Origin of the sequence: Desulfuromonas acetoxidans DSM 684 (assembly GCF_000167355.1) — a bacterium.
GTDB lineage: Bacteria > Desulfobacterota > Desulfuromonadia > Desulfuromonadales > Desulfuromonadaceae > Desulfuromonas > Desulfuromonas acetoxidans.
The window spans coordinates 195,707-215,890 of sequence record NZ_AAEW02000007.1 but is presented as its reverse complement, the minus strand read 5'-3'; the positions used below and the strand labels follow the sequence as shown (position 1 = coordinate 215,890).

Sequence of the window (20,184 nt, the reverse complement as noted above, 5' to 3'; positions counted from 1 at the left end):
CACCGACAATCTGGCTTTTGGTGAAGAGAAGAAAAAAGGCGACATCCCGTTTGGCGGTACCCTGGTTGTGCATGGCCACCAGGCCGCCAAACTCGGCAACCTCACCACCATGCCGAAACGCGGCACCCCCATGGAAGTGGGCCGCGATCTGGTCGCGCAAAATATGCCGATCAGCGAGTTTTTAAAGAAACTGCGCGATGCCGCAGGCCGCATTGAACCGGCGTTAAACAAAGAACTCAAAGCAACCTTTGGAACCAGTATCGAAATTAACCGTGCCGACGAGGTGATCAAAGCAATCTGCGCCGACCAGGAGTGGCGCGATATGGATGCCGATCAGGCTCAGGCACTGTAGAGGAGTGGGTAATGAATAGAGTTGAACATTTATTGACAGTTCTCATTGAGGAGGCTGCTGAAATTCAACAAGCAGCGACAAAAGCCCTCCGCTTTGGCCTTACCGATGGCAGACCTGGTGGAACAACGACTAATGCTGAGGACATCAGAAACGAATCCGATCAGTTAACGGCAACACTGGAAATGCTTGAGCATGAGAACTTTATCCCCCAGAGCTTGGGGCGGGAGCATATAGAGCAGAAAAAAAAACGAGTTGAAGTCTATATGTTCTACGCCAAGGAAACCGGCGCTTTAATTGATTAGGAAAACGACAGGGAGACAGCAATGGGCAGACCGAAATCAAACCAACCCCACGGGTGGGACCGCCCCGTGCAAGAAATCTATCTCAAAAAGTTGCTGGCCGACGCCAATATCAGTCAGCGCGAATTCGGCCCCATGGTCGGCGTATCAGGTACGACCATTAATTTGATCTGCAATAAAAACTACATCCCCACCACCATGACTGGATTTGAACAGCACATTGAAAAATTTATCCGTGAAAACGAAGACATGATGGCGGTGCTCAACCGGGAAAAACGCGATGTGAAAAGTATCTGGCAGCCGCTCAAAGGGTGCCACATGAACAAAATCAAGCCTGCATCAAATGGCGTCAACAAACCGGCGGCCATGGTGCCAGGCAATAATCAGGACGAAACCGAAATCAAGGAGGTCTCCATGCTTACAGACGGGGCACGTAAACAGTTCAAACTCTTTCGCCATCCCTTCATTGACGACATTTTGAAGGATAGCGACATCTTTATGTCCGACGAACACCGCTATATTGAAGCGGCCATGCTCGACGCCGCCCGTCACGGCGGGTTTCTCGCCGTCATCGGAGAAGTCGGCAGCGGTAAAAGCGTCATGCGCCGCAAGGTGATCGAACAGCTCAAACGCGACGGCGATGTGCTGGTGATCTATCCCCAGGTGATTGATAAAGAACGGGTCACAGCCGGCAGTATCTGCGACGCCATCATTTACGATATCAGTAACGAAAAGCCTAAGCAGCGCCTTGAAGCCAAAAGCCGTCAAGTTCAGCGCCTGCTGCTGGATCGCAGCCGCAACGGTTTTCGCCACGTCATCATTCTGGAAGAATCCCACGATTTGAGTGTGCCGGTGCTGAAATATCTCAAGCGCTTCCATGAACTTGAAGACGGCTATAAGAAAATGCTCGGCATTATCCTGGTCGCACAAACTGAGCTGAAAAGCCGCTTCACGGAGTCTCAGAATATCGACATGCGTGAGGTTATTCAGCGTGTGCAGATCGCTGAAATTCACGGCCTTAACGGCTCACTCAAAGGCTATCTGAAGGTTAAGTTTGAGCGGTTGGGCGTCAAGCTCGACAGCATCTTTACCGATGATGCCTTCGACATGATTAGCAGCCGACTCACCACCCAGGACGATAGCCGACGCAAAGTCAGTCTTGCCCATCCGCTGCGCGTTAACAGTCTGGTTATTGACGCAATCAATCTGGCCCATGAAATGGGCGAAGAACGGGTCACCGGCGATGTGATCCAGGCACTGTATTAAGAGGAGAAAACAACACCATGAGCGACTTAGCCACCATCGAAAAAAACACTCAGGATTTTGCCACCAAACACAAAGCCCTCAGCGGTTTAGTCCAGACGCTGCAAGACGAACTGGAGAAGGTCAAGCGCGTTCACCTTCCTGCCATTAAGGCCGCAGCTGAAGACGTCGCCGAAAGCCAGGCCGTACTGCACTCAACCATCAAAGAAAGCCCCAGCTATTTCCAGAAGCCTAAAACCATGGTCATTGCCGGGGTGCGCGTTGGCTTTAGAAAAGAAAAAGGAAAGCTCAGTTTTGATGACGAAGAAACCGTGATCAAGCTGATCCGCAAATACCTCTCTGACATTGCCGACACCCTGATTAAAGAAGAGGAGTCGGTGCTGAAGACACCCCTGGGCAATCTCACCGTCGCCCAGCTGAAGAAAATCGGCGTCACCGTTACAGACGACACCGATCAGGTGCAGATCAAGCCGGTCGGCAGCGAGATAGACAAGATGGTCGCAGCCCTGCTCGAAGAGGGGGAGGAACTCCTCCGGGAGGCTGTGTGATGGCCAGTAAAATCGTTTGCCCTAAATGCGGTGCCGGATCAGCCTCGCTCAGCGTGGAGTTTGACCTCACCGTGTTGGGCCGTGAGAGATTCATCCGTTGTAGCCAGTGCGGTAATCGGGTTTATGAATCACAGAAAACCGTGATGAAAATGCCGGTACCCACGGTTAAAAAATATCGCTATGAGCCGACCGGCGTGTGCAAGGTCGACGGATGTACTCATCCGATTTATGCCAACAACAAGAGTGGATTTTGTCAGGAGTGCGGCACCAAGCAACGTGCGGCATTTAACAAAAAACACCTTCCGCCATTTATCGAGGTGGCAGGTGAATGGATTAAAAACCCGCTCAAGAGAACGATCAATAAACATCCCGCGCAAGTCGCGTGAGGTTGGGGAGGACAGCCATGCAAAATCACGTAGAAGTCGCTGAGAGATGTTACGAAGAATCTCTTCGTATTGGGAAAATTATCTATCTCGCCGCTAATCCAGACCAGGTAAATGATGATCTTGCAGAACTCTTTGAGGACTATGAAGATACCCTTGAAGAGATCTTCGGCAAGGCACCTAATTGGGTCGTTGAGGAAAATTACGACAAAGAAACTCTGCACGAATGGCTCATGCAAAAGGAGAAGTTCGGCTTTCTTGTCCACTTTGAAACGCCGGTAAGAAAGTATTTTTCAGAAACATCGTGTTCTTTTGGATGGGGGTATTACTCCATGAAGTGGATCTATTCTGAAAGTCTCGAAGATGCCATTGAACAAGGTATTTCATGGGCCAAGCAGCAGACTAAGGAAGCAAAACAGCAGTTCCTCAACCAGAAACAAGAGGAGGAAGCGTCATGACTATGGGAATCACAGACGGAGACCGCGTTTATCCATCACCTGCAGCCTGGGAAAAAGGCGAAGCACACCATCGGGAGCTGGCAGCCATCAAAGAGTATGACGTCACCACCATTGGCCAACTGAGAAACGCACTCAAAGATTTACCGGACAATATGCCCTGTGAAGATGTGATGGGCGAAGCGATCCTGGTTACAACGGGCCGCAAGGTCGTTATTTCTTAGAGGAGAAATAAATGTTCGAAGATCGCGAAGAGCTAGAAGAAATGGGACTTGATCCTGACCTGGTTGCCGACCTTCTATTGCAGGCCACAGTTCCACTTGAGAGCCGCAAGTCAAAAGAAGCTGAATATGTGAGAAATGCGCTGGAAAGCGCAGCGGAACAACTCGAACAATAGCGAAACAGCCATTTCCCTGATGCCGGGGAAATGGTGGTCATCAGGGTGTGGCGGCCCTGGTCTGAAGAGCAGCCAGAAGCACGACATTTCCCGGAGGGGTTAACCTCCTTCACCCCTCCGGGACTTTTTCAAAGGAAATCGCAATGAAACTTTTTGACTACATGCCCCTGCTTTGGTGCATCGCTGCGACGGGGCTGGGCTTTTATAACGGATGGAAAAAAGACGGCATTTTCCCGGTGATTTTCTTGCTGTTCCTCCTCTGCTACTGCGGAGGGTTCGGCTTTGGAATTCTGCTGCGTAAACAGACAGAGGTGGTAAATCATGAGCAAGTGCAAAGCACCGACAGAAGTGTATAGCCGCGTTGTGGGCTTCTTCCGGCCAATCCAGCAGTGGAACAAAGGCAAACAGGAAGAATTCCGCCAGCGCAAGGAATACAAGGTTGATGACAAGCAGCCCTGAAGGAGGCATTTACGCCCCGGAAGCCTGAGAAATGCGGCAACTGATCGCTGCTGGTCACAGCGGCGAATGCGCCGCCGGTCAAGTCTGGAACGGATATCACTGCACATGCGGAGTTGAACATGTCAAAAGCCAAACAAATCACCTGGCCGCAACCGTGCCTGGGCATCATGGATCTGAAACGGGTCGTGGTTGGTGAGCAGTCCCAGGCCATTGTCCATGTCGGCATGGATATCCAGATCCCGCTGAGCCAATACGAGGCCCTGAAGCGTAACCCCCGCGTTGTGGTGTGGGTTGAATCAGTACGAGGTGAAGAATGAACCAGGATCACGTTGAAAAAATCAAAAAGCTCTTGGCTCTGTCGAAGTCAAGCAACGCTCACGAGGCCGCACTGGCCTTGCAACGCGCTCAAGAGCTGATGCAGAAACATAACGTCACCATGACCTATGTCCGTCTGTCCGACGTCAAAGAGGCAAAAACAAGGATCGGCAAGGTGAAAAATCCGGCAATACACATCAAGTGGCTTGCGCGAATGGTTGCGGATGCTTTTGGTTGCCGCCTGCTTCTTGTGACTGAATACGTCGGCTTCTATGGTTGGTTTAGTTCCGCGCAGTTTATTGGCATTGATAGCGCTGCCGAATTGTCGAGCTATGCTTTCGACGTTCTGCACCGGCAGTTGGAGCGGGATCGCAAGCACCACCTGACAACGCTCAAACGTTGCAAACGAGCAACAAAGGTGCGCAGGGCCGATGCTTTTTGTCGTGCATGGGTATCAATGGCGGCCAGTAAGGTGGTGGACCTAGCCCCGAAACAAGAGCAACAAGACGCTATCACTCAATGGATCGAAACCAACCATGGCGAAAGCCTGGTAGAGGACACCAATCGGAAACATAAGAAAGCCCGCCGCGATGATAGTGGATCTGTCATCGCCGGTCTTCAAGCCGGTGATCAGGCCCAGCTTCATGCCGGAATGACCGGAGAAGATCGGTTGAGGTTACAATGAAACTACGCTGCCCCGTTTGTCATTGCACCTTCAGCCTGGAGGCCATTGTCGCAAGCGATGCCGGGCGCGATTTGCTGATTGCTCTATCACAGCAGGGCCAGCTATTCCGGCCACTGGTGCAATACATCGGCCTGTTTCGCACCGCGCAGCGCGATTTGAGCTATACCAAGGCGCTCAAGCTGGTCAATGAAGTGGTTGAACTCGGCATTGAGCCGGATCGGCTGGCCATTGCCCTGCAGGACACCGTTGATGCGATTCATGCCAAGCGCAAGCAAGGCACAGCCAAGCCGTTTAAAAACCACAACTATCTGTTGAGCGTGCTGGAAACCGTGTCAACTGATCAGCCGCAACGGTGGGTGGTGGAAAATGGTCGTCAGCCTGGCATGAGCAAAAGCAAGCAAGCGGCGGCAAGTTTGCTGGAATGGGCCGGTGATGACTGGCTGAAGCAAGAGATCGGTGCCGGGCTGGCCCGGCTAATCGTACTCAAACGCAATGGCGCACCAGCCGCAGACACCATCCTGGTTACGGCATCCGAATTTGAACGGTTCCTGGTTAAACGCAATCAGACTATCCGTGAAATAGATCAGCCGCGCATTCGTGAGGGCTTTGAGCAACTGATCAGCAGCTTTGATGGCTGGCCGGAACCGAAAGACCTCTACGCAAACATGCCACGCCGACCGGAGCGTAAGAATCTGCCGGAGGGGTTAAGTGACGAAGATCGGGAGATAGCAGCGGCGTTTTTCAAATCAGCATCGGAGGGGAATTATGGCAAAACCAGCGGGAATAACTAACAAGCAAATCCGCATTATCCAGATGGCGAAAAAGGAACTCGGCATGGATGATTCCGCTTACCGCGAACTGCTCATGGATGAATTTGGCGTCCAAAGCTGCACTCGGCTTGATCTTCACCAGGCCAATCGATTTATCGATATTTTACAGAAAAAGGGATTCCTGCTAAAACCCGTCAACCCGGATTGGCGCAGCGTAAGTGTCAAGCCTGCCCGCCGCACGACCAAGCAAGGCGGCAAGACGGTTTCCTTGGCCAGCCCAGCTGAGCGGGAGAAGATTCAGATCCTCGCCGAACTGATCGACTGGCGGGTCGAAAACGGCCTTGAGCTGTTCCTGGAAAAACGCGCCCGCATCAAAAACGGCAAAGTGCGCACCAGCCGCGACGCCTATCTCGCCATTGAAGCCCTGAAGAAACTATTTGAAAACGGCATGAAAAAGCAGTACGGCCCGGACTGGTGGCTGCTGGAATTTGCCGATGACCGGATCATGGGCTATATCAAACGCCACCGCCCGGAAGAATACAGTCTCGGGCCGGAGATCATCCAGGATCGGAGCCATGGATAAGGTCAGCATCGGCGAACAAAAGCTCCTCGGCATGTTGCGTGCGGCTGGGCAGCCGAAGAAAGCCAGCTACAATCCTTCGGAAGTGGTGGCTATCCTCGGCATCTGCCCGCGCACCTTCTGGACTATGGTTGGCGACTACGAGCCGGACCCCGACAGCGGTCAGCCGCTCAATCCGGCCACTCTTGACAGCTACATGCTGCGCCGATCCCGCCGGGTGCGTCACGATGAGCTAGCCGCCTACCTGGAGCGCAACAACACCTATCAACGTAACAACGCCATCGACCCGCGACAGATGGCGCTGTTTTAACCCTATGGCCCGCCACATTCCGCGTTGTTGAAGCGCCCCGGCACAGGGCCGGTACGAACCGGCGGGCCAGTTTAAAAAGTCACCATTCAAGCCCCTTTCTTCTTTTTTGAGGAAAGGGGCTTTTCTTGTGCAAAATCAAGCAAGTTGCACAGGCCACCTATCTAAATATCCCCTATGATCCGACCATACACAGCGCGACCTGCCCCGTGCTGTCCTCCTGTAACGCGGGGAGCTTTTGCTCCCCGCCACCTTAATACAAAGGAATGGTCGAAAATGAACAAACCGTTGATCTTGATCGATCCAGGACACGGCGGCAGCGATCCTGGCGCACTGGCCATACTACAAGAGAGCACCAGCGTCTACCGTGAAGCCGACATCAACCTGAAAATTGCCCAAGTTGTCGGCGAAGCCCTGTTGCTGCATGGCTTTGACGTCGCCTATACCCGCTGCAACGATCTGCAGCTCACCCTGTCACAGCGTGCCGAGCTTTCCAAGGTCTACCGACCGGCGCTGTTTTTATCCTTTCATTGCAATGCCGCCTCCAGTCCAAGAGCCACCGGCATGGAGGTGTTCACCTCGCCGGGACGCACCGAGTCCGATACCGTGGCCGAGCTGCTGATCGCCGAGCTGGAAAAGACCACCGTCGGCAAGGTGATGCGCACCGATCCGAGCGACGGCGACCGCGACAAAGAGGAAAAGTTCGTTGTCCTCACTCAGACCGCCTGCCCCGCCTGCCTGCTGGAGTTTGGCTTTATGACCAATCCGGCAGATCTGCGCTGGTTGCTCAGCGAGACCGCCTGGCAGCAAATCGCCGAAGCCATGATTAACGCCCTGACCACCTGGAGGGATGACGTATGACCTACGAGCAACTGCGCAAAATTGCCGCCACCGGCGATGTGTTGGCCGTCAAAGGCTCCGGTATTGCAGGGCGCATTATTCGCGCTTTTACCGGCGAATCTTACAGCCATGTGGCCATGCTGGTGTGGGACACCGCCGGGCTGTACGCCTATGAGTTTGTCGAAGGCACCGGATTTCAAAGTATGCCAGCCAGTGAGTGGGTGCGTCGCCGCCAGAAAGAGAATCTACGCTATTGCCGAGCGCCGAAGCTGGTGCGTCAGAACCAGGACGCCGTGGCAACAGCCGCCCGTAAATACCGCAACAGCTCGGTGATGTCGCGCTGGTACGGCTGGTTTTCCCTGGTCAAAGTGTGGCTGAGCCAGAAGATCGGCACAGAGATCCCGGTGATCCAGAAGGTGTGCTCCACCTACATCCAGGAATGCTGGCTTGCCTCTGGCTTTGTCTTCGACATTACCGCCAATCCGGGGGCCGTTGTAGATGCCTGTAACCCCGTCCTGACCATTAACGAGGAGGAAGATCTATGGAACGCTTTATTCATGTCCTGACCGTTGTCTTTGTCGTTGCCCTGCTGTGCGGCCTGTGCATTCTGCCTGCCTGTACCGGCACCAACTCAAACAAGGCCGCAGAGCTGATCACCACTGATGCCGCAAAGAACCTACTTAGTGAAGCCATTGACGCCGCGTTGCTGCCGACGGTTGAGGTGTATCTCACCAAACACCCGGAGCGTGCGCCTATCGTTGCCGAGGTCGCCGCAGCCGCAGCCACTGAATGGCCCCAGGGAAAAACCGTCACCCTGACAGAAATCGGCAACGTGTTTGAACAGCGCCTGGCAGAAAAGACCGACCTCTCCGACGTTGCCCGCGAATCGATCATGGGCACGCTGACCACGTTGCGAACTGTAGTGCGCTCGTTTCTCAATCTGCGCGGCTATGAGTTACCGGAAATCGTCACCACCGACGGTGCCGCCCTGATGACGCAGATCGCCGCCATTGCCAACAGCGTTGCTGCCGAGTAACGGGTCAGGAGGCCATTTTGACACCCGAACATTTAGCCGCCCTGGCAACGATCCTCACCATCCTGAAAAACATCGGCGTGCTGCCGCTCTCCGTGGTGTCTCTGCTGTTTTTCGGGCCGTGGATCACGCTCATTGCCGTGCTCTACAGCCAGGGCCGCCGGGCCGACAAAACCCTGACCACCTTTCAAGAGTCTGTCGGCACGATGCAGGCCACCATGGCCCAGCAGGATACCCGCATCAACGAACAGATTGTCGGTCAGAATGACCGGCTCAACAAAATGCTCACCGAGCAGAATGTTCGGGTCAATGACATCATTTTGGATTTTCGCGACCGCACCGGAGAGCTGATCACCGGTCAGGAAAAACGCTTTGAGGCCGTGGTGCGCATGTACGAAAACAACGTCGAAATGGTCCGCGATTACCACAAGCTGGCCGACGATCTGACCGGCGTCATCACCCTGACCACACGGACACTCGAAGCCCTGGTGCAGAAGGTCGACAACAATATGTTTTGCCCGGCTGTCCGGGAAAAGGGAGGACGATAAATGTCGTTGCACGAACAACGCATGATGCTCAGAGGCCAACTTGAAGAGGCCAAAGCCAAACAACGCAGTTTGCGCCTGCGCGTCGAAGGTAACGCCCAGGGCGTGTGCCGCCTGCTGAACACCACCTTGACCGCTGCCGATGATCTGCGCGTTGACCTGGCCGCCGCGCAGATGGACGAACTGCAGGAAGCCTGGGCGGAGCTGACGGTGATCAATAGCCAGATCGACCGCCTGGAAAAGGAACTGGCATGAAGACGTGCCGCAGTTGCGCTTTTTTCAAAGATGATCTCGCCATCGACACCATTACCAGGTGGACGAAGGATGACTCACATGGCTTTTGTTATGCCGACAAACCAGCGATCCGCCGAGCTGCGAATTATCCGGCCTGTTTAGCGCATCGGGAGGAATCCAATGGCTGAACGCGGCGACAAGACCAAGCTCTACCCGGTGGCCATGCGCATGTATGGCGACGGCAAGAGCCTTACCGAGATTGAGGACGTGCTCGGTGTCTCGAGACAAACCCTGTCGGTGTGGAAGCGGGACACCCTCACCCCCGGTGAAGAGCTGGACGAATGGGACAAAGCCCGCGAGAAGCGCCTGAGCTACGTGCAGCGCATGGAAAACCTGCTCGACCGCGAGCTGGAACACGCTGAAAACAGTCAGGCAGGCCAGGGACTCGGCGCTACCTACGACAGCATCAGTAAATTGGGTGCGCTGGTGCAGCGCTTCAAACAGGCCGAGCAAGAAGCCCAGATGAAAAGCGCGGCCCAGCGCCAGGCGCTGTTTCTGGATTTTGTCCGCGATCTGATCGACTACGGCAGCCGCAACGACGATGAACTGGTCAGCGTGCTGGAGCGCAACTTTGACGATTTGGTCCAGTGGGGCCGGGAGAAGTATGAAGCCCGCTAATGCCACACATAAAGTCAGTTTTTACGGGGTGCGTTGCTATTGGAACGAAACAACAGAGGAACTGTGGGGCGTCAATTGGACGTGTGACCAGATCCTGCACCTCCTCATCGTACTGCATTGCAGCCTGTGCGCTCTGCTGCTCAAAGACAATGAAGCCTCTTTCCCTATGAAGATTCTGGAGGAATACGAATAATGGCCCTCTCCGCCACCAAAAAACGCCAATACGACCAGGAGGTCGAAGCCATCCGCCAGATGATCACGGCGGCGGCGCGTCCGTTCCCGGACGATAAGCGCTTGCAGCGTGAGCGCAAGGCGCGGGCGGAGGAGAGTCTCGATTATTTTAACCGCACCTATTTCCCGCACTATTTCAACCGCCCGTCGAGCGGACTGCACAAATACTTTGCCGAGCGGTTCCCGGCAATGATCGAGCGGGCCAATAAAACCGGATTCGGCGATAAAGAAGCCGACGCCGCGCCGCGTGGCAACGCCAAGTCAACCTGGACAACATTCGGCCTGATCCTGTGGGCGATTGCCTTTAAGAAACGCCGCTATGCGCTGATTGTTTCGGAAACCGCACCGCAGGCAAAAGAGTTTTTGAGCTTTATCAAGCTGGAATTGGAAACAAACGAACGCCTTCAGCAAGATTTCCCCGAGCTGGCCGGTGAAGGTCCGGTATGGCGTGAAGACAAGATCATTACCCGCAACGGTCGCAAGATTCAGGCGGCAGGCAGCGGTCAGAAACTGCGTGGTCTGCGCCATGGCGCGTGCCGTCCCGATCTGGTGATCGGCGATGACCTGGAAAACGACGAATCCGTGGAAAGCGCCGACCAGCGCAAGAAGCTGGAAAACTGGTTTTTCAAAGCCCTGATGAAGATCGGCCAGCCCGACACCGTGTTTATCGTCGTCGGCACCGTGCTTCATTACGAAAGCCTGCTGCAGCGCCTGCTCGAAAAGCCGGGCTGGAAGGGCCGCAAGTTCAAAGCGGTTTTGAAATATGCCGCCAACCGCAAGCTGTGGGACCGGTGGGAGAAGATCTTCGCCGATCTCACCGTGGGCAAAGAGCAGGCCGAAGCCAACGCCGACGCCTTTTTCGAGGCCAACAAACAGGCCATGCTCCAGGGCGCAGAAGTGCTGTGGCCGGAGATGGAGCCGTATTACTACCTGATGAAAATGCGGGTCTCCGACGGCCCGGCCTTCTTCGACAGTGAAAAACAGAACGAACCGCTCAACCCGGAAGATCAAGTGTTCCTGGAGGAATGGTTTGTTGATTGGGACGATGACCCGGTTGACCTCACCGGCATCCCCCATGCCGGAGCGTGCGACCCGTCCCTGGGTAACAAGAATAAACGCAATGACCCCAGCGCCATCCTCGGCGGGCGTATGAAAGATCGCATCTTGTATCTCGACATCGCCGATATCGAGAAGCGTAAGCCGGACCGGATCATGACCGACCTGCTGACCTACCATGAGCGCGATCCGTTCGACCAGTTGCGCATGGAGACAGTGCAGTTTCAGGAGTTCTTTGCCCGGCAGTTTGCCCAAAAGGCCCATGACGAAGACTTGACCATCAACATCGATGAGCACAAGCCGACCACCGATAAAGATCTGCGCATCATCCGGCTGCAACCGTGGATCAAAAACGGCTGGATTCGCTTTCGCAGCGATAACTACGAACTCAAGCGCCAGCTTATCTACTACCGTCCAGGCAATCGCGGCGGTCACGATGACGGGCCGGACGCTCTGGAAATGCTCCTCGGCCTGTGTGAAGAGGGTCTGATCCGTGCCGTGTGCGCCGGAGCCAAAGACGAGAAGAAAAAGAAAGAGGAGCAACAACGCGGCCACTTTGGCCGGGGCGGTCAGCGCAAGCTGGGACTCCGCAATTTATTCAGGAGACATTTCTGATGGGATTTTTATCAGCTATCGGCGAGCGCATGTTCGCCTCGGTCATTGAACAAAAGGTATCGGAACGCCTCAGCGCCGCCAGTGCCTCACCGGCGGATGATATGCAGTGGCGGCGGCTCACCGGCAACAGTGACCGCGAGCTTCCCATTGCCACCTGGCAGCGTCAGGTCGAGATCTGCTATTGGCTGTGGAAAACCAACCCCATGGCCAACTGGATCATCGAAAGCATGGGATCGTTCGTTGCCGGTAAAGGGTTTTCCTACACCTGCAAAAATGATGACGTGCGTCAGATCCTGGATGAATTCTGGAATGATCCGGTCAACCGCATGGATCTCAAGTTCGGCAAGAAAGCCCGCGAGCTTGGCATCTTCGGTTTGCAGTGCTGGCAAGCGTTTGTCTCGCCACAGACAGGCCGCGTGCGCCTCGGCGTGATCGATCCGGCCCAGGTGGCCGAAGTCTACACCGACCCGGACAACGTCGAGATGCGCATTGGCGTGAAAGTCTACAACCACGACAGCGGCGAAACCCGCTATCTCAAAACCATCCTGCCGCGTGAAGCCGACGACATGCTGTCGCCCTACGCCAACCAGATGCGCGATGGCTATGCCGACGGCGAATGCTTCCTCTATGCCGTCAACCAGGTGAGTAACGACCCCTACGGCACCTCGGATCTGTTCGTCATTGCCGACTGGCTCGAAGAGTATGAGGACTTTGTCTTTGACTATTCGCAAAAAGCCAAAAAGCAGAATGCCTATATCTGGGACGTCACCATGAACGGCAGCAATGATACCGAGTGCCAGGATTTCGCCGATCAGTTCGCCACCCAGGAAGATGGCGCGATCCGCGTCCACAATGAAAAGGTCACGTGGCAAGCCGTTGCGCCGAAATTACAGGCTCTGGAGGTCAAGGAGAGCGCTGATGTGTTCCGCAATCACATTCTGGGCTGCAAGTCGATCCCGGCACACTGGTATGGCGGTCTTGCCGATGCCAACCGCGCCAGCGCTGCCGAGAGTAACGACCCGATCAAGGCGTTTATTGATGACCGTCAGATGCTGCTCAAGTTCGTGCTCGAAGACATCCTCACCTATGTCATCGAAAAAGCCCTGGATGCCCGTTACCTCACCGTGCCGCGTGATGTCGATCCCTACGAGTTCAGCGTGCAGACCCCGGAGGCCATGGAGCGTGACGTGACCAAAACCTCCAGCGCGGTGACCCAACTGGCCACCACCATTGCCGTGGCCCAGGCCAACAACTGGGTCGACCAGGATACCGCCATGAAGATGTTCGCCTTCATCATTGCCATGGTCGGCTATGACTTTGACCCCGAACAGATGGAGCCGACCAAAGGGCCGACCGACGACTACCAGGGCGTGAAGCAACCCGACACCGCGCCACCGGCCAGCGAGGAGGAATAGCCCCGTGATCGACGTAACCGCACAGATCGAGCAGATCCTCGCCGAGCAACAAGCCGGTAAGCTGCGCCGCGAACAGGCCATGGTGGCCTTGTTGCGCGATGTGCGCCGTCAGACCGTCGACGCCATTCTGTCTGTTGAGGCCGACAGCTATCAGGCCACGCACATGACCGCCAACCTGACCATGATCGACTCAGCGCTGACCCGCTTTGAAAGTGGTGCAATCAGCTTGCTCAGTGAGGGCGTGACCGCCTCCTGGAGCAATGGCCTTGACATGGTGCCGGGCGTGCTGTCCCGCGCCGGGGTATCGGTGATCACGTCGCACCTGACCTCACCGCTACTGGCCACGGCACAGGAGTTCGGCGCTCAGCGCATCCGGGGCTTACGCAGTGACCTGATGACCAAGATCCGCTCCGAGTTGAGCCTGGGCATCCTCGGCCAGAAAACACCCTGGCAAGTGCGCCAGGCCGTGGCCGGGTCGTTGAGCAGCCCCGGCGTGTTCCGCAGCATTGAAGAACGCGCCAAGGTCATTGTCGATCTGGAGATGGGCCGTGCTTACAGCCAGGCGGCGCAACTGGCCATGGAACAGTCAGTGCGCAGCGTGCCGCAGATGAAGAAACAGTGGTGGCACGCTGGCCATCCCAAGCAGCCGCGCCGCAGCCATTTACTGCTGCACGGTCAGATTGTCGACGTCGACAAACCATTTTTGATTGGCAGCATAGCGCTGCGTTACCCCCGCGATCCAAAAGCGCCGATCCGCGAGACCATCCGCTGCGGCTGTATAGCCGTTCCCTGGCATCCGGCATTTGGTGACAACACCCTGCCGATTTACGACGCACGCGGTAATGAAATCGCCCGGCGTGGACCGCGCACCGGCCACGAAGAGGAGTTAGCCGGAAAATTCGCCCTGGCTGACAAAAAGTAACAAAAGCAGGCATTGGGCCGTCCAGTGCCGTGAAAATTGATTTTAAGCGTTTATAAACGCCCTGCGCGGCCATTCACAACGCAGGGCCACCATCAAAAAGGAGATTTGCAATGGCAGACAAAGGTGCCGCTCAGGGCCAACCAACCGTAGAGGAACTGGAAAAGAAGATTGCCACCCTCGAGGAACAACTCAAAGAGCAGGCAGGCGTTCAGGAAGATGACCTGAAGATCACCGCCGCCCAACTCAAAGGGTTGAAGTACAACAGCGCCGTCAGAAAGAAGGTCAAGGAAGACGGCAAGGAGGTTGTCAAAACCTCTCTTATCGAACGCCAGCTGACAGTCAAAGACGTTTTGGCCGCCCGGCAGGATGGTGACGAGATCGTAATTGCCACCGCCGACGGTCGCAAACACCGCATCCCGGCCAAGTAAGAGGCGCTTATGGGTGATCAACAGCCGAGTTATAAGCGATTGCGCGAATTGGCCGAAGCGGCCCTGCGCCGTGCCGGGTTGGCCAAAGCCTGGGTGATGGATCTCTACCCGGACGCGGTGATCTACACCCTGCCGGGAACGGACGGTGTGGATCGTTATTTCCGCCAACCGTTCACGATTGGCGACACCGGCCTGGAGTTTGGTCGCGCCGTTGAAGTGCAGAAAGAATTTGTGCCGCTGCGTGCTGCCGGTCAATTGCTGGCGGCCTGTGAAGATGTGTCTGAAGAGGATGCCGGTTATGCCTGGCGGGTTCAGGTCGTCGAGTATGGGCCGGGCGCGGATGGTCGGATCAACTGGCCGCGTGGACCTCTGGTGGCCGCATTGAATCTCTACGATGGTGCCAAGGTCTTCGCCTTGCAAGACAGCCAGCATCAAGCCTCAAACAAGCCGTTCGGCAAATCACCCCGTGAGCTGGTCGGCTGGCTGAAAAATCCGGTGGATACCGGAACCGGCATTGATGCGGATCTCTGCATTCTCAAGAGCGCCAAGTGGCTGCGTGACGGCCTGGTCGATAGCCACGAACGCGGCGCACCCAAACTGTTCGGCCTGTCGCACGACATCGGCGCATCGGCCCGCACCGTCATGGTCGCTGGGCGCAAGATGAAGGAACCGGTCAAAATTTCCCGCGTGGAGGTCGATGTCGTCTATGACCCGACCAACAACGGCTATTTCAAACACATGGTCGCTGCCTGTGAGCGTGACCAGCAACAACAAGGAGACAACACCATGCTGAAACAACTGCTGGCGGCCATTAAAAAGAAATGGCCCGAACTGCACACCAAACTCACCGCCGGTCTTGAAGACGGAACCATCAGCGAAGAGAGCGCCATCGAACAACTGTCGGCGGCCATCGGCGCTGTTGAGGAAACGCCAGAATCTGGCAAAGGGTCTGAAACGACCAAAGACCCGGAAATGGATGACCTCAAGGCAGCCATTGCCAAGGACAGCGCCGAGCTGAAAAAGGAACTCGACGAAGTGAAGCAAATGCGGGCCGCCATGATCCTCGACACGGGGCTGGCCGCAAGCAAGCTGCCCGAGATCGTGCAGGATAAACTGCGCCGCCAGTTTGCCGACGGTGATGTGAACGCCGAGAGTTTGCAGGCGGCCATCAAGGAGGAAAAGAAAGTGATTGATTCTTTAACCGGCAATGGCCGCACTGCCGGTGACGGCAATGGCAATGTGCGTATGGGCCGCGAAAGTTCAGAACGCCTGCAGGCCGCCTGCGACATGCTGTTTGGTGTCACTGTGGCCGACGATTTGCGCGATGTTCCCGCATTTACCTCGTTGCGTGCCGCATATACCGAGATGACTGGCGATACGGAAGTGCGCGGCGTCCTCGATCCGACTCAGGTTCAGCGCATGCAAGCCGCCTACGGCAGCGCCACCTTCAGCTATGTGCTCGGCAATACCCTGTATCGCCGTTTGGTTCAGGACTATAAGGAACGTTCTGATTTTGGCGTCAGCCTGCTGGTCGGCGGCAATATTCGCAATGCCAAAGACTTCCGTACCATGGAATCGGTGCGCATCGGCTACTACGGCGATCTGCCTGACGTTAACCCTGAGACCGCCGATTATGCCGATCTTGGCCAGGTATCTGACGAAGAGATCAGCTACGCCCTCAACCAGAAGGGTGGCTATATCGACATCACCCGCCGGATGATCATCAACGACGATATGCGTACTGTGCAGAAAATCATTAACCGCTTGCCGCGTGCTGCACGGCGCACCCTGGCAAAACGCTGCTGGGGCAAGCTCGTTGATAATGCCACCTATAAGGGGGACAGCGTGGCTCTGTTCCACGCCGACCACGGCAACCTCGGCGCTGCGGCCCTGACCACCACGGCCCTTGAAGCTGGCAAGCTGGCATTTGCCCAACAAACTGAACCGGATAGTGATGAGCGCCTTGATCTGAAACCGCGCATCCTGGTCCATCCTTCAGAGTTGTGGGCAACCGCGAAGAAAATCAACGGCACTGAAGGTGAACCCGGCACGGCGAACTTCGGTAATGCCTTTGTCGGTTATTTCGGCGCGAATAACGAAAACCTGTTTGAGTGCCCGTTTATGACCGATGCCAATGACTGGATGCTGCTCGGTGATGTCAATGACTGCGAGATCCTCGAACTGGCGTTCCTCAACGGCCAGCAAGAGCCGGAAATGTTCGTCGCCGATAACCCGACTGTGGGTCAGATGTTCGTCGCCGATAAGATGCAGTACAAGATCCGTCATGAGTACGAAACGGAGATTGTCGACTTCCGCAATGTGTACAAGTCGGTCGTAGTCTGATCTGACACCACGGTGAATGTGCCGCTGCCGGAGATCCAGGAGTGGTTTTCGGCAGCGGCTTAATTTGAACCCTGTCAAAGGGAGTTTGAAAACATGAAGAAACTTTTGTTGCTCACTCTGCTGGCCTTTGTTTTTACAGCGGCCATTGGCCCGTGGCAGCCCTGTCCGGCATCGACCACTTTTGCCGCGCTCGATAGCGCCTCACTTCAGGAAGGAACCGCCATGCCTCTGCTCGACCTGGTTAAGGGGAAAGTTCAGGACGATGAAGGCCGCTTGAATGACCTGGACGATTATCTCCCGGCCATCACTGCCGCCCTGGAACGCTACAGCCGCCACAAACCGCTGGAGAAAACCGTGGATTTGCTCGGTGAAGATAGCCACGATCTGGCCTTGCCGGACAGTTATGTCGAAGAGTTTTCGCGCATTTTAACGGTGGAATACCCGATTAACAACGTGCCGGAGAGCCTAGTGCCGCCCGGTCAGTTTCGGCTCTATCGCACGCCGGATGCTTTGAAGCTGCGCCTGTTGGCGGACACGCCCGGCACCACAGAAACCGTGCGTTTGACCTTCACCTTACCGCGTGATGAGGATCACATCGTCACCAACGACGATGATGCTGTGGCCTGCCTGGCAGCGGAGATCTGCCTCAATCAACTGGCGGCATCCTATGCCCAATCGAGCGACCCGACCATTCAGGCTGACGGCATCGATTACGGCAGCAAGGCCGATCAGTACCGACGGCTGGCCAAGGCCATGCGGGAGTCGTACAACGACCATTTAGGCATTGACCCCAAGGGTGGCCCCAAAGCCACCACGGCCATTGCCGCGCCGTTGCGCAGTGACCCGACGCGGTTAACCCATAGCTGAGACTGACGCCGCGCCGTGCTTGATTACACCGCCACCCTGACCCTGACCGGGCCGTTAGCCGGTCAGCCGGATGAGATCATCAACCGCCACCTGGATGTGTTTGTCACCACGGTCACGGCATTTCTGCTGCGTGAGGTGCAAACCCGCACACCGCAGGGGGTTGGCGGGGCCGCCGGGCTGCTCGGCTCCATCCAGCAGGAAGTGACCGGGCGTGGTACTGCGGTGGTGCGTGGCATCGTTGCCACGGCCAGCCCCTACGGTGATGTTGCCGAGCGTGGCCGCCGCCCAGGCAAGATGCCGCCCAAAGGTGCGCTGCGCGAATGGGTGGCGATGAAGATCGGCGTCGAAGGCCGCGAGCTGGACCGGGTGGAATTTCTGGTGCGGCGCAAGATCGGCAAAAAAGGCACATCCGGCGCGGCCATGTTTTCGCGGGCGCTGCTGGAAAACGAATCGACCTTACAGACCATGGCCCAGAAATCCGGCATGGAGCTGAGTATCAAGCTGGGGGGACAATGAGCAAGTACCTGGAGATCCGCAACGACATCAGAGACCGTCTGAAGGATGTTGAAGGCATCGGTGTTGTGCATGGCTACAGCCGCTACACCACCAACATGAGCCAATACATCAAAGCCTTTCTCGATAAAACCAGCTCCCGCATTAATGGTTGGGAGATCTCAAGAAAGCGCGTACCGGAATCCTTGGGGACGGCGTTTTTCCGCGAGCACCATTTCATCCTGCGCGGGTTCCTTGGACTCAACGATGCCGACGCCACCGATGAACTGTTCCAGGTCAAGATCGATGATGTGTGCGACCTCTATCGTCAGGCTCAGCCGCCGCAAGGGGCCACCTGGCTGTATCGCCCCATCCCGGATAGCGGTGAGAGCTGCGTCCAGGTGCCGGTGATTGACGAACGGCTGTTCGGCGCGGTGCTGTGCCATTACTGTGAAATTAACCTGGTGGTGACAGAGCGCATCAACCCGACCCTGCTTTAAACCAAAGGAGTAACCACATGGCCAAGAAAGCCACGAAGAAAGTTGTTACCCGCAGCATCACGCCGAACAAGGGCGGGGTCATGCGGGTGATTGATCAGTCCGGCGAGAAAGATTCCGTCGCCGTGCGGCCCGCAAAACCGACGGAAAGAGCTGCGGAGAAAACCACCGCAAAAACCACCGCCGCCACCCAGAAAGGAGCTAAGTGATGCAGACCAAACGCCGCATCATCGCCGCCGCTATTGAAGCCATCGAAGGCACGGCAGAAACCCTCACCGCCGCCAACACCGGCATTATCGTCCGCAACCCGGCCTACACCCCGGATATCAGCATGCTGACCCGTGATGTGTTGCTGGCTACTTTTTCCAAGCTGCCGGATCTGACCGGGGCGCAAATGGCCAAGATCGACTTTGAAGCCGAGATCATGGGCCGGGGGGTCGCCTACGCCGCTGCAACCCTGCCGCGCCTTGATCCTTATTTTAAAGCGTGCGGCCTGGCCGCCACCGTGGATGAAACCGCCGATGCTGAAACTGTCACCTACGTGCGGGCCAGCAGCGATATCCCCAGCCTGACCATTGCCTTTCTCGATGATGACGGTGCTGGTGGTGCCGTGCTCAAACAACTGACCGGCGCACGTGGCACCGTGGCCATTAACGGCAATGTCGGCGGCCCGCTGTATGCCAAGTTCAGCTTTACCGGAGCCTACAATGATGTGGCTGACACGGCTCAACTGGTAGCAAGTTATGACGATATTGTCCCGCCACAACTGCTCGGTACGGCCTTTGATGTCGGCGGCTTCACACCCACGCTGCCGAGTTTCAGTCTCGACCTGCAGAACAAACTGGCCGGTCGCCAGGACATGACCAAAGCCAGCGGCTATGCCAGCTTTGAAATCACAGACGGCGATACGCGCGGCAGCTTTGACCCGGAAATGGTCGGCGTGTCCATCTATGACCATTACGGCAAGTGGAAGTCCGGCGACATGGCCGCCATGGCTATCGGCCCGATTGGCGCAGATCAATACAACCAGATCGCCCTGAGCGTACCGCGTCTGCGGGCAACCAACGTTCAGGAAACCGACCGTGACGGCCAGCAGGCGCTCAACGTCTCGTGGCAGGCCGCCATGACCAGCGGTGATGATGAATTCAGCCTGGTGTTCAGCTAATGGGGGATGG

The 20,184-nt window shown here is 56.1% G+C and carries 29 protein-coding genes, 1 other RNA gene and 2 pseudogenes; all 32 read left to right on the top strand.

Annotation, left to right across the window (positions count from 1 at the left end):
• Nucleotides 1-352: pseudogene (locus DACE_RS18325) on the top strand (hypothetical protein); the annotation flags it as partial.
• An 11-nt stretch (nt 353-363) separates the two neighbouring features.
• A complete protein-coding gene (locus DACE_RS07835) occupies nt 364-654 on the top strand; it encodes a hypothetical protein (RefSeq protein WP_006000039.1) in 291 nt (96 codons plus the stop codon).
• 66 nt (nt 655-720) lie between these two features.
• Nucleotides 721-1,917, top strand: coding sequence for an AAA family ATPase (locus tag DACE_RS07830; RefSeq protein WP_198912593.1), 1,197 nt, complete (start codon nt 721-723; stop codon nt 1,915-1,917).
• Between the two features lie 17 nt (nt 1,918-1,934).
• Nucleotides 1,935-2,462: a host-nuclease inhibitor Gam family protein gene (locus tag DACE_RS07825; RefSeq protein WP_006000033.1), complete on the top strand. Its 528-nt coding sequence runs from the start codon at nt 1,935-1,937 to the stop codon at nt 2,460-2,462.
• The gene (locus DACE_RS07820) at nt 2,462-2,848 is read left to right on the top strand and encodes a hypothetical protein (RefSeq protein WP_040366518.1); all 387 of its coding nucleotides are present in this window, start codon (nt 2,462-2,464) and stop codon (nt 2,846-2,848) included. Before DACE_RS07825 ends, DACE_RS07820 begins: the two co-directional genes overlap by 1 nt.
• A gap of 17 nt (nt 2,849-2,865) precedes the next feature.
• Nucleotides 2,866-3,303, top strand: a complete 438-nt coding sequence (locus DACE_RS07815) for a hypothetical protein (protein WP_006000028.1) — start codon at nt 2,866-2,868, stop codon at nt 3,301-3,303.
• Complete coding sequence (locus tag DACE_RS07810) at nt 3,300-3,524, top strand: hypothetical protein (RefSeq protein WP_040366517.1); 225 nt, start codon at nt 3,300-3,302, stop codon at nt 3,522-3,524. Before DACE_RS07815 ends, DACE_RS07810 begins: the two co-directional genes overlap by 4 nt.
• Before the next feature lie 11 nt (nt 3,525-3,535).
• Nucleotides 3,536-3,697: a hypothetical protein gene (locus DACE_RS18125; protein ID WP_155809037.1), complete on the top strand. Its 162-nt coding sequence runs from the start codon at nt 3,536-3,538 to the stop codon at nt 3,695-3,697.
• Nucleotides 3,695-3,775: hammerhead ribozyme type II (locus tag DACE_RS17855), an RNA gene on the top strand. Before DACE_RS18125 ends, DACE_RS17855 begins: the two co-directional genes overlap by 3 nt.
• A gap of 252 nt (nt 3,776-4,027) precedes the next feature.
• Nucleotides 4,028-4,156, top strand: a pseudogene (gene nrdD, locus DACE_RS18120) (anaerobic ribonucleoside-triphosphate reductase); the annotation flags it as partial.
• A gap of 119 nt (nt 4,157-4,275) precedes the next feature.
• Nucleotides 4,276-4,473 carry a hypothetical protein gene (locus DACE_RS07800; RefSeq protein WP_006000026.1) on the top strand — a complete coding sequence of 66 codons (198 nt, stop codon included), beginning with the start codon at nt 4,276-4,278 and terminating at the stop codon, nt 4,471-4,473.
• On the top strand, nt 4,470-5,156 hold the full coding sequence (locus DACE_RS07795) for a DUF2786 domain-containing protein (protein WP_006000024.1): 687 nt from the start codon (nt 4,470-4,472) through the stop codon (nt 5,154-5,156). The genes DACE_RS07800 and DACE_RS07795 overlap by 4 nt, the downstream gene beginning before the upstream one ends.
• Nucleotides 5,153-5,947 (top strand): hypothetical protein, encoded by a 795-nt coding sequence (locus tag DACE_RS17200; protein ID WP_006000023.1) that lies wholly within the window; start codon nt 5,153-5,155, stop codon nt 5,945-5,947. Before DACE_RS07795 ends, DACE_RS17200 begins: the two co-directional genes overlap by 4 nt.
• Nucleotides 5,922-6,509, top strand: a complete 588-nt coding sequence (locus DACE_RS07785) for a phage protein GemA/Gp16 family protein (RefSeq protein WP_006000021.1) — start codon at nt 5,922-5,924, stop codon at nt 6,507-6,509. Before DACE_RS17200 ends, DACE_RS07785 begins: the two co-directional genes overlap by 26 nt.
• Nucleotides 6,502-6,816 carry a helix-turn-helix domain-containing protein gene (locus DACE_RS07780; protein ID WP_006000019.1) on the top strand — a complete coding sequence of 105 codons (315 nt, stop codon included), beginning with the start codon at nt 6,502-6,504 and terminating at the stop codon, nt 6,814-6,816. Before DACE_RS07785 ends, DACE_RS07780 begins: the two co-directional genes overlap by 8 nt.
• Nucleotides 6,817-7,089: 273 nt before the next feature.
• Entirely contained in the window at nt 7,090-7,674 is a 585-nt protein-coding gene (locus DACE_RS07775; protein WP_006000017.1) for an N-acetylmuramoyl-L-alanine amidase, read from the top strand.
• Entirely contained in the window at nt 7,671-8,219 is a 549-nt protein-coding gene (locus DACE_RS07770; RefSeq protein ID WP_006000015.1) for a C40 family peptidase, read from the top strand. Before DACE_RS07775 ends, DACE_RS07770 begins: the two co-directional genes overlap by 4 nt.
• Entirely contained in the window at nt 8,195-8,689 is a 495-nt protein-coding gene (locus DACE_RS18460; protein WP_006000014.1) for a hypothetical protein, read from the top strand. The genes DACE_RS07770 and DACE_RS18460 overlap by 25 nt, the downstream gene beginning before the upstream one ends.
• Nucleotides 8,690-8,706: 17 nt before the next feature.
• Nucleotides 8,707-9,234: a hypothetical protein gene (locus DACE_RS17195; RefSeq protein WP_006000013.1), complete on the top strand. Its 528-nt coding sequence runs from the start codon at nt 8,707-8,709 to the stop codon at nt 9,232-9,234.
• Nucleotides 9,235-9,486, top strand: a complete 252-nt coding sequence (locus tag DACE_RS07755; protein WP_006000011.1) for a hypothetical protein — start codon at nt 9,235-9,237, stop codon at nt 9,484-9,486.
• A 159-nt stretch (nt 9,487-9,645) separates the two neighbouring features.
• Nucleotides 9,646-10,143 (top strand): hypothetical protein, encoded by a 498-nt coding sequence (locus tag DACE_RS07750; RefSeq protein ID WP_006000008.1) that lies wholly within the window; start codon nt 9,646-9,648, stop codon nt 10,141-10,143.
• Entirely contained in the window at nt 10,130-10,336 is a 207-nt protein-coding gene (locus DACE_RS07745) for a hypothetical protein (RefSeq protein WP_040366510.1), read from the top strand. Before DACE_RS07750 ends, DACE_RS07745 begins: the two co-directional genes overlap by 14 nt.
• A complete protein-coding gene (terL, locus tag DACE_RS07740) occupies nt 10,336-12,045 on the top strand; it encodes a phage terminase large subunit (RefSeq protein WP_006000006.1) in 1,710 nt (569 codons plus the stop codon). The genes DACE_RS07745 and terL overlap by 1 nt, the downstream gene beginning before the upstream one ends.
• A complete protein-coding gene (locus DACE_RS07735) occupies nt 12,045-13,460 on the top strand; it encodes a phage portal protein (RefSeq protein WP_006000004.1) in 1,416 nt (471 codons plus the stop codon). Before terL ends, DACE_RS07735 begins: the two co-directional genes overlap by 1 nt.
• Nucleotides 13,461-13,464: 4 nt before the next feature.
• Nucleotides 13,465-14,382 carry a structural protein gene (locus DACE_RS07730; protein WP_006000001.1) on the top strand — a complete coding sequence of 306 codons (918 nt, stop codon included), beginning with the start codon at nt 13,465-13,467 and terminating at the stop codon, nt 14,380-14,382.
• A gap of 110 nt (nt 14,383-14,492) precedes the next feature.
• Nucleotides 14,493-14,810 (top strand): hypothetical protein, encoded by a 318-nt coding sequence (locus tag DACE_RS07725; RefSeq protein ID WP_005999999.1) that lies wholly within the window; start codon nt 14,493-14,495, stop codon nt 14,808-14,810.
• Nucleotides 14,811-14,819: 9 nt separating this feature from the next.
• Nucleotides 14,820-17,153: a phage major capsid protein gene (locus DACE_RS07720; protein ID WP_005999997.1), complete on the top strand. Its 2,334-nt coding sequence runs from the start codon at nt 14,820-14,822 to the stop codon at nt 17,151-17,153.
• Between the two features lie 93 nt (nt 17,154-17,246).
• Entirely contained in the window at nt 17,247-18,020 is a 774-nt protein-coding gene (locus DACE_RS07715) for a hypothetical protein (protein WP_005999995.1), read from the top strand.
• A 15-nt stretch (nt 18,021-18,035) separates the two neighbouring features.
• Nucleotides 18,036-18,536, top strand: a complete 501-nt coding sequence (locus DACE_RS07710; RefSeq protein ID WP_005999993.1) for a hypothetical protein — start codon at nt 18,036-18,038, stop codon at nt 18,534-18,536.
• The gene (locus tag DACE_RS07705) at nt 18,533-19,012 is read left to right on the top strand and encodes a hypothetical protein (protein ID WP_005999991.1); all 480 of its coding nucleotides are present in this window, start codon (nt 18,533-18,535) and stop codon (nt 19,010-19,012) included. Before DACE_RS07710 ends, DACE_RS07705 begins: the two co-directional genes overlap by 4 nt.
• 17 nt (nt 19,013-19,029) lie before the next feature.
• Nucleotides 19,030-19,218, top strand: coding sequence for a hypothetical protein (locus DACE_RS07700; protein WP_040366508.1), 189 nt, complete (start codon nt 19,030-19,032; stop codon nt 19,216-19,218).
• Entirely contained in the window at nt 19,218-20,174 is a 957-nt protein-coding gene (locus DACE_RS07695; protein ID WP_005999989.1) for a phage tail tube protein, read from the top strand. Before DACE_RS07700 ends, DACE_RS07695 begins: the two co-directional genes overlap by 1 nt.
• Nucleotides 20,175-20,184 lie beyond the last annotated feature (10 nt).

Excerpts from the sequence above, each read along its gene's own strand:
- DACE_RS07835 (WP_006000039.1), top strand. The coding sequence starts at position 364 with ATGAATAGAGTTGAACATTTATTGACAGTTCTCATTGAGGAGGCTGCT.
- DACE_RS07825 (WP_006000033.1), top strand. The coding sequence starts at position 1,935 with ATGAGCGACTTAGCCACCATCGAAAAAAACACTCAGGATTTTGCCACC.
- DACE_RS07820 (WP_040366518.1), top strand. The coding sequence starts at position 2,462 with ATGGCCAGTAAAATCGTTTGCCCTAAATGCGGTGCCGGATCAGCCTCG.
- DACE_RS07815 (WP_006000028.1), top strand. The coding sequence starts at position 2,866 with ATGCAAAATCACGTAGAAGTCGCTGAGAGATGTTACGAAGAATCTCTT.
- DACE_RS07810 (WP_040366517.1), top strand. The coding sequence starts at position 3,300 with ATGACTATGGGAATCACAGACGGAGACCGCGTTTATCCATCACCTGCA.
- DACE_RS18125 (WP_155809037.1), top strand. The coding sequence starts at position 3,536 with ATGTTCGAAGATCGCGAAGAGCTAGAAGAAATGGGACTTGATCCTGAC.
- DACE_RS07800 (WP_006000026.1), top strand. The coding sequence starts at position 4,276 with ATGTCAAAAGCCAAACAAATCACCTGGCCGCAACCGTGCCTGGGCATC.
- DACE_RS07795 (WP_006000024.1), top strand. The coding sequence starts at position 4,470 with ATGAACCAGGATCACGTTGAAAAAATCAAAAAGCTCTTGGCTCTGTCG.
- DACE_RS17200 (WP_006000023.1), top strand. The coding sequence starts at position 5,153 with ATGAAACTACGCTGCCCCGTTTGTCATTGCACCTTCAGCCTGGAGGCC.
- DACE_RS07785 (WP_006000021.1), top strand. The coding sequence starts at position 5,922 with ATGGCAAAACCAGCGGGAATAACTAACAAGCAAATCCGCATTATCCAG.
- DACE_RS07780 (WP_006000019.1), top strand. The coding sequence starts at position 6,502 with ATGGATAAGGTCAGCATCGGCGAACAAAAGCTCCTCGGCATGTTGCGT.
- DACE_RS07775 (WP_006000017.1), top strand. The coding sequence starts at position 7,090 with ATGAACAAACCGTTGATCTTGATCGATCCAGGACACGGCGGCAGCGAT.
- DACE_RS07770 (WP_006000015.1), top strand. The coding sequence starts at position 7,671 with ATGACCTACGAGCAACTGCGCAAAATTGCCGCCACCGGCGATGTGTTG.
- DACE_RS18460 (WP_006000014.1), top strand. The coding sequence starts at position 8,195 with ATGGAACGCTTTATTCATGTCCTGACCGTTGTCTTTGTCGTTGCCCTG.
- DACE_RS07755 (WP_006000011.1), top strand. The coding sequence starts at position 9,235 with ATGTCGTTGCACGAACAACGCATGATGCTCAGAGGCCAACTTGAAGAG.
- DACE_RS07750 (WP_006000008.1), top strand. The coding sequence starts at position 9,646 with ATGGCTGAACGCGGCGACAAGACCAAGCTCTACCCGGTGGCCATGCGC.
- DACE_RS07745 (WP_040366510.1), top strand. The coding sequence starts at position 10,130 with ATGAAGCCCGCTAATGCCACACATAAAGTCAGTTTTTACGGGGTGCGT.
- terL (WP_006000006.1), top strand. The coding sequence starts at position 10,336 with ATGGCCCTCTCCGCCACCAAAAAACGCCAATACGACCAGGAGGTCGAA.
- DACE_RS07735 (WP_006000004.1), top strand. The coding sequence starts at position 12,045 with ATGGGATTTTTATCAGCTATCGGCGAGCGCATGTTCGCCTCGGTCATT.
- DACE_RS07725 (WP_005999999.1), top strand. The coding sequence starts at position 14,493 with ATGGCAGACAAAGGTGCCGCTCAGGGCCAACCAACCGTAGAGGAACTG.
- DACE_RS07720 (WP_005999997.1), top strand. The coding sequence starts at position 14,820 with ATGGGTGATCAACAGCCGAGTTATAAGCGATTGCGCGAATTGGCCGAA.
- DACE_RS07715 (WP_005999995.1), top strand. The coding sequence starts at position 17,247 with ATGAAGAAACTTTTGTTGCTCACTCTGCTGGCCTTTGTTTTTACAGCG.
- DACE_RS07705 (WP_005999991.1), top strand. The coding sequence starts at position 18,533 with ATGAGCAAGTACCTGGAGATCCGCAACGACATCAGAGACCGTCTGAAG.
- DACE_RS07700 (WP_040366508.1), top strand. The coding sequence starts at position 19,030 with ATGGCCAAGAAAGCCACGAAGAAAGTTGTTACCCGCAGCATCACGCCG.
- DACE_RS07695 (WP_005999989.1), top strand. The coding sequence starts at position 19,218 with ATGCAGACCAAACGCCGCATCATCGCCGCCGCTATTGAAGCCATCGAA.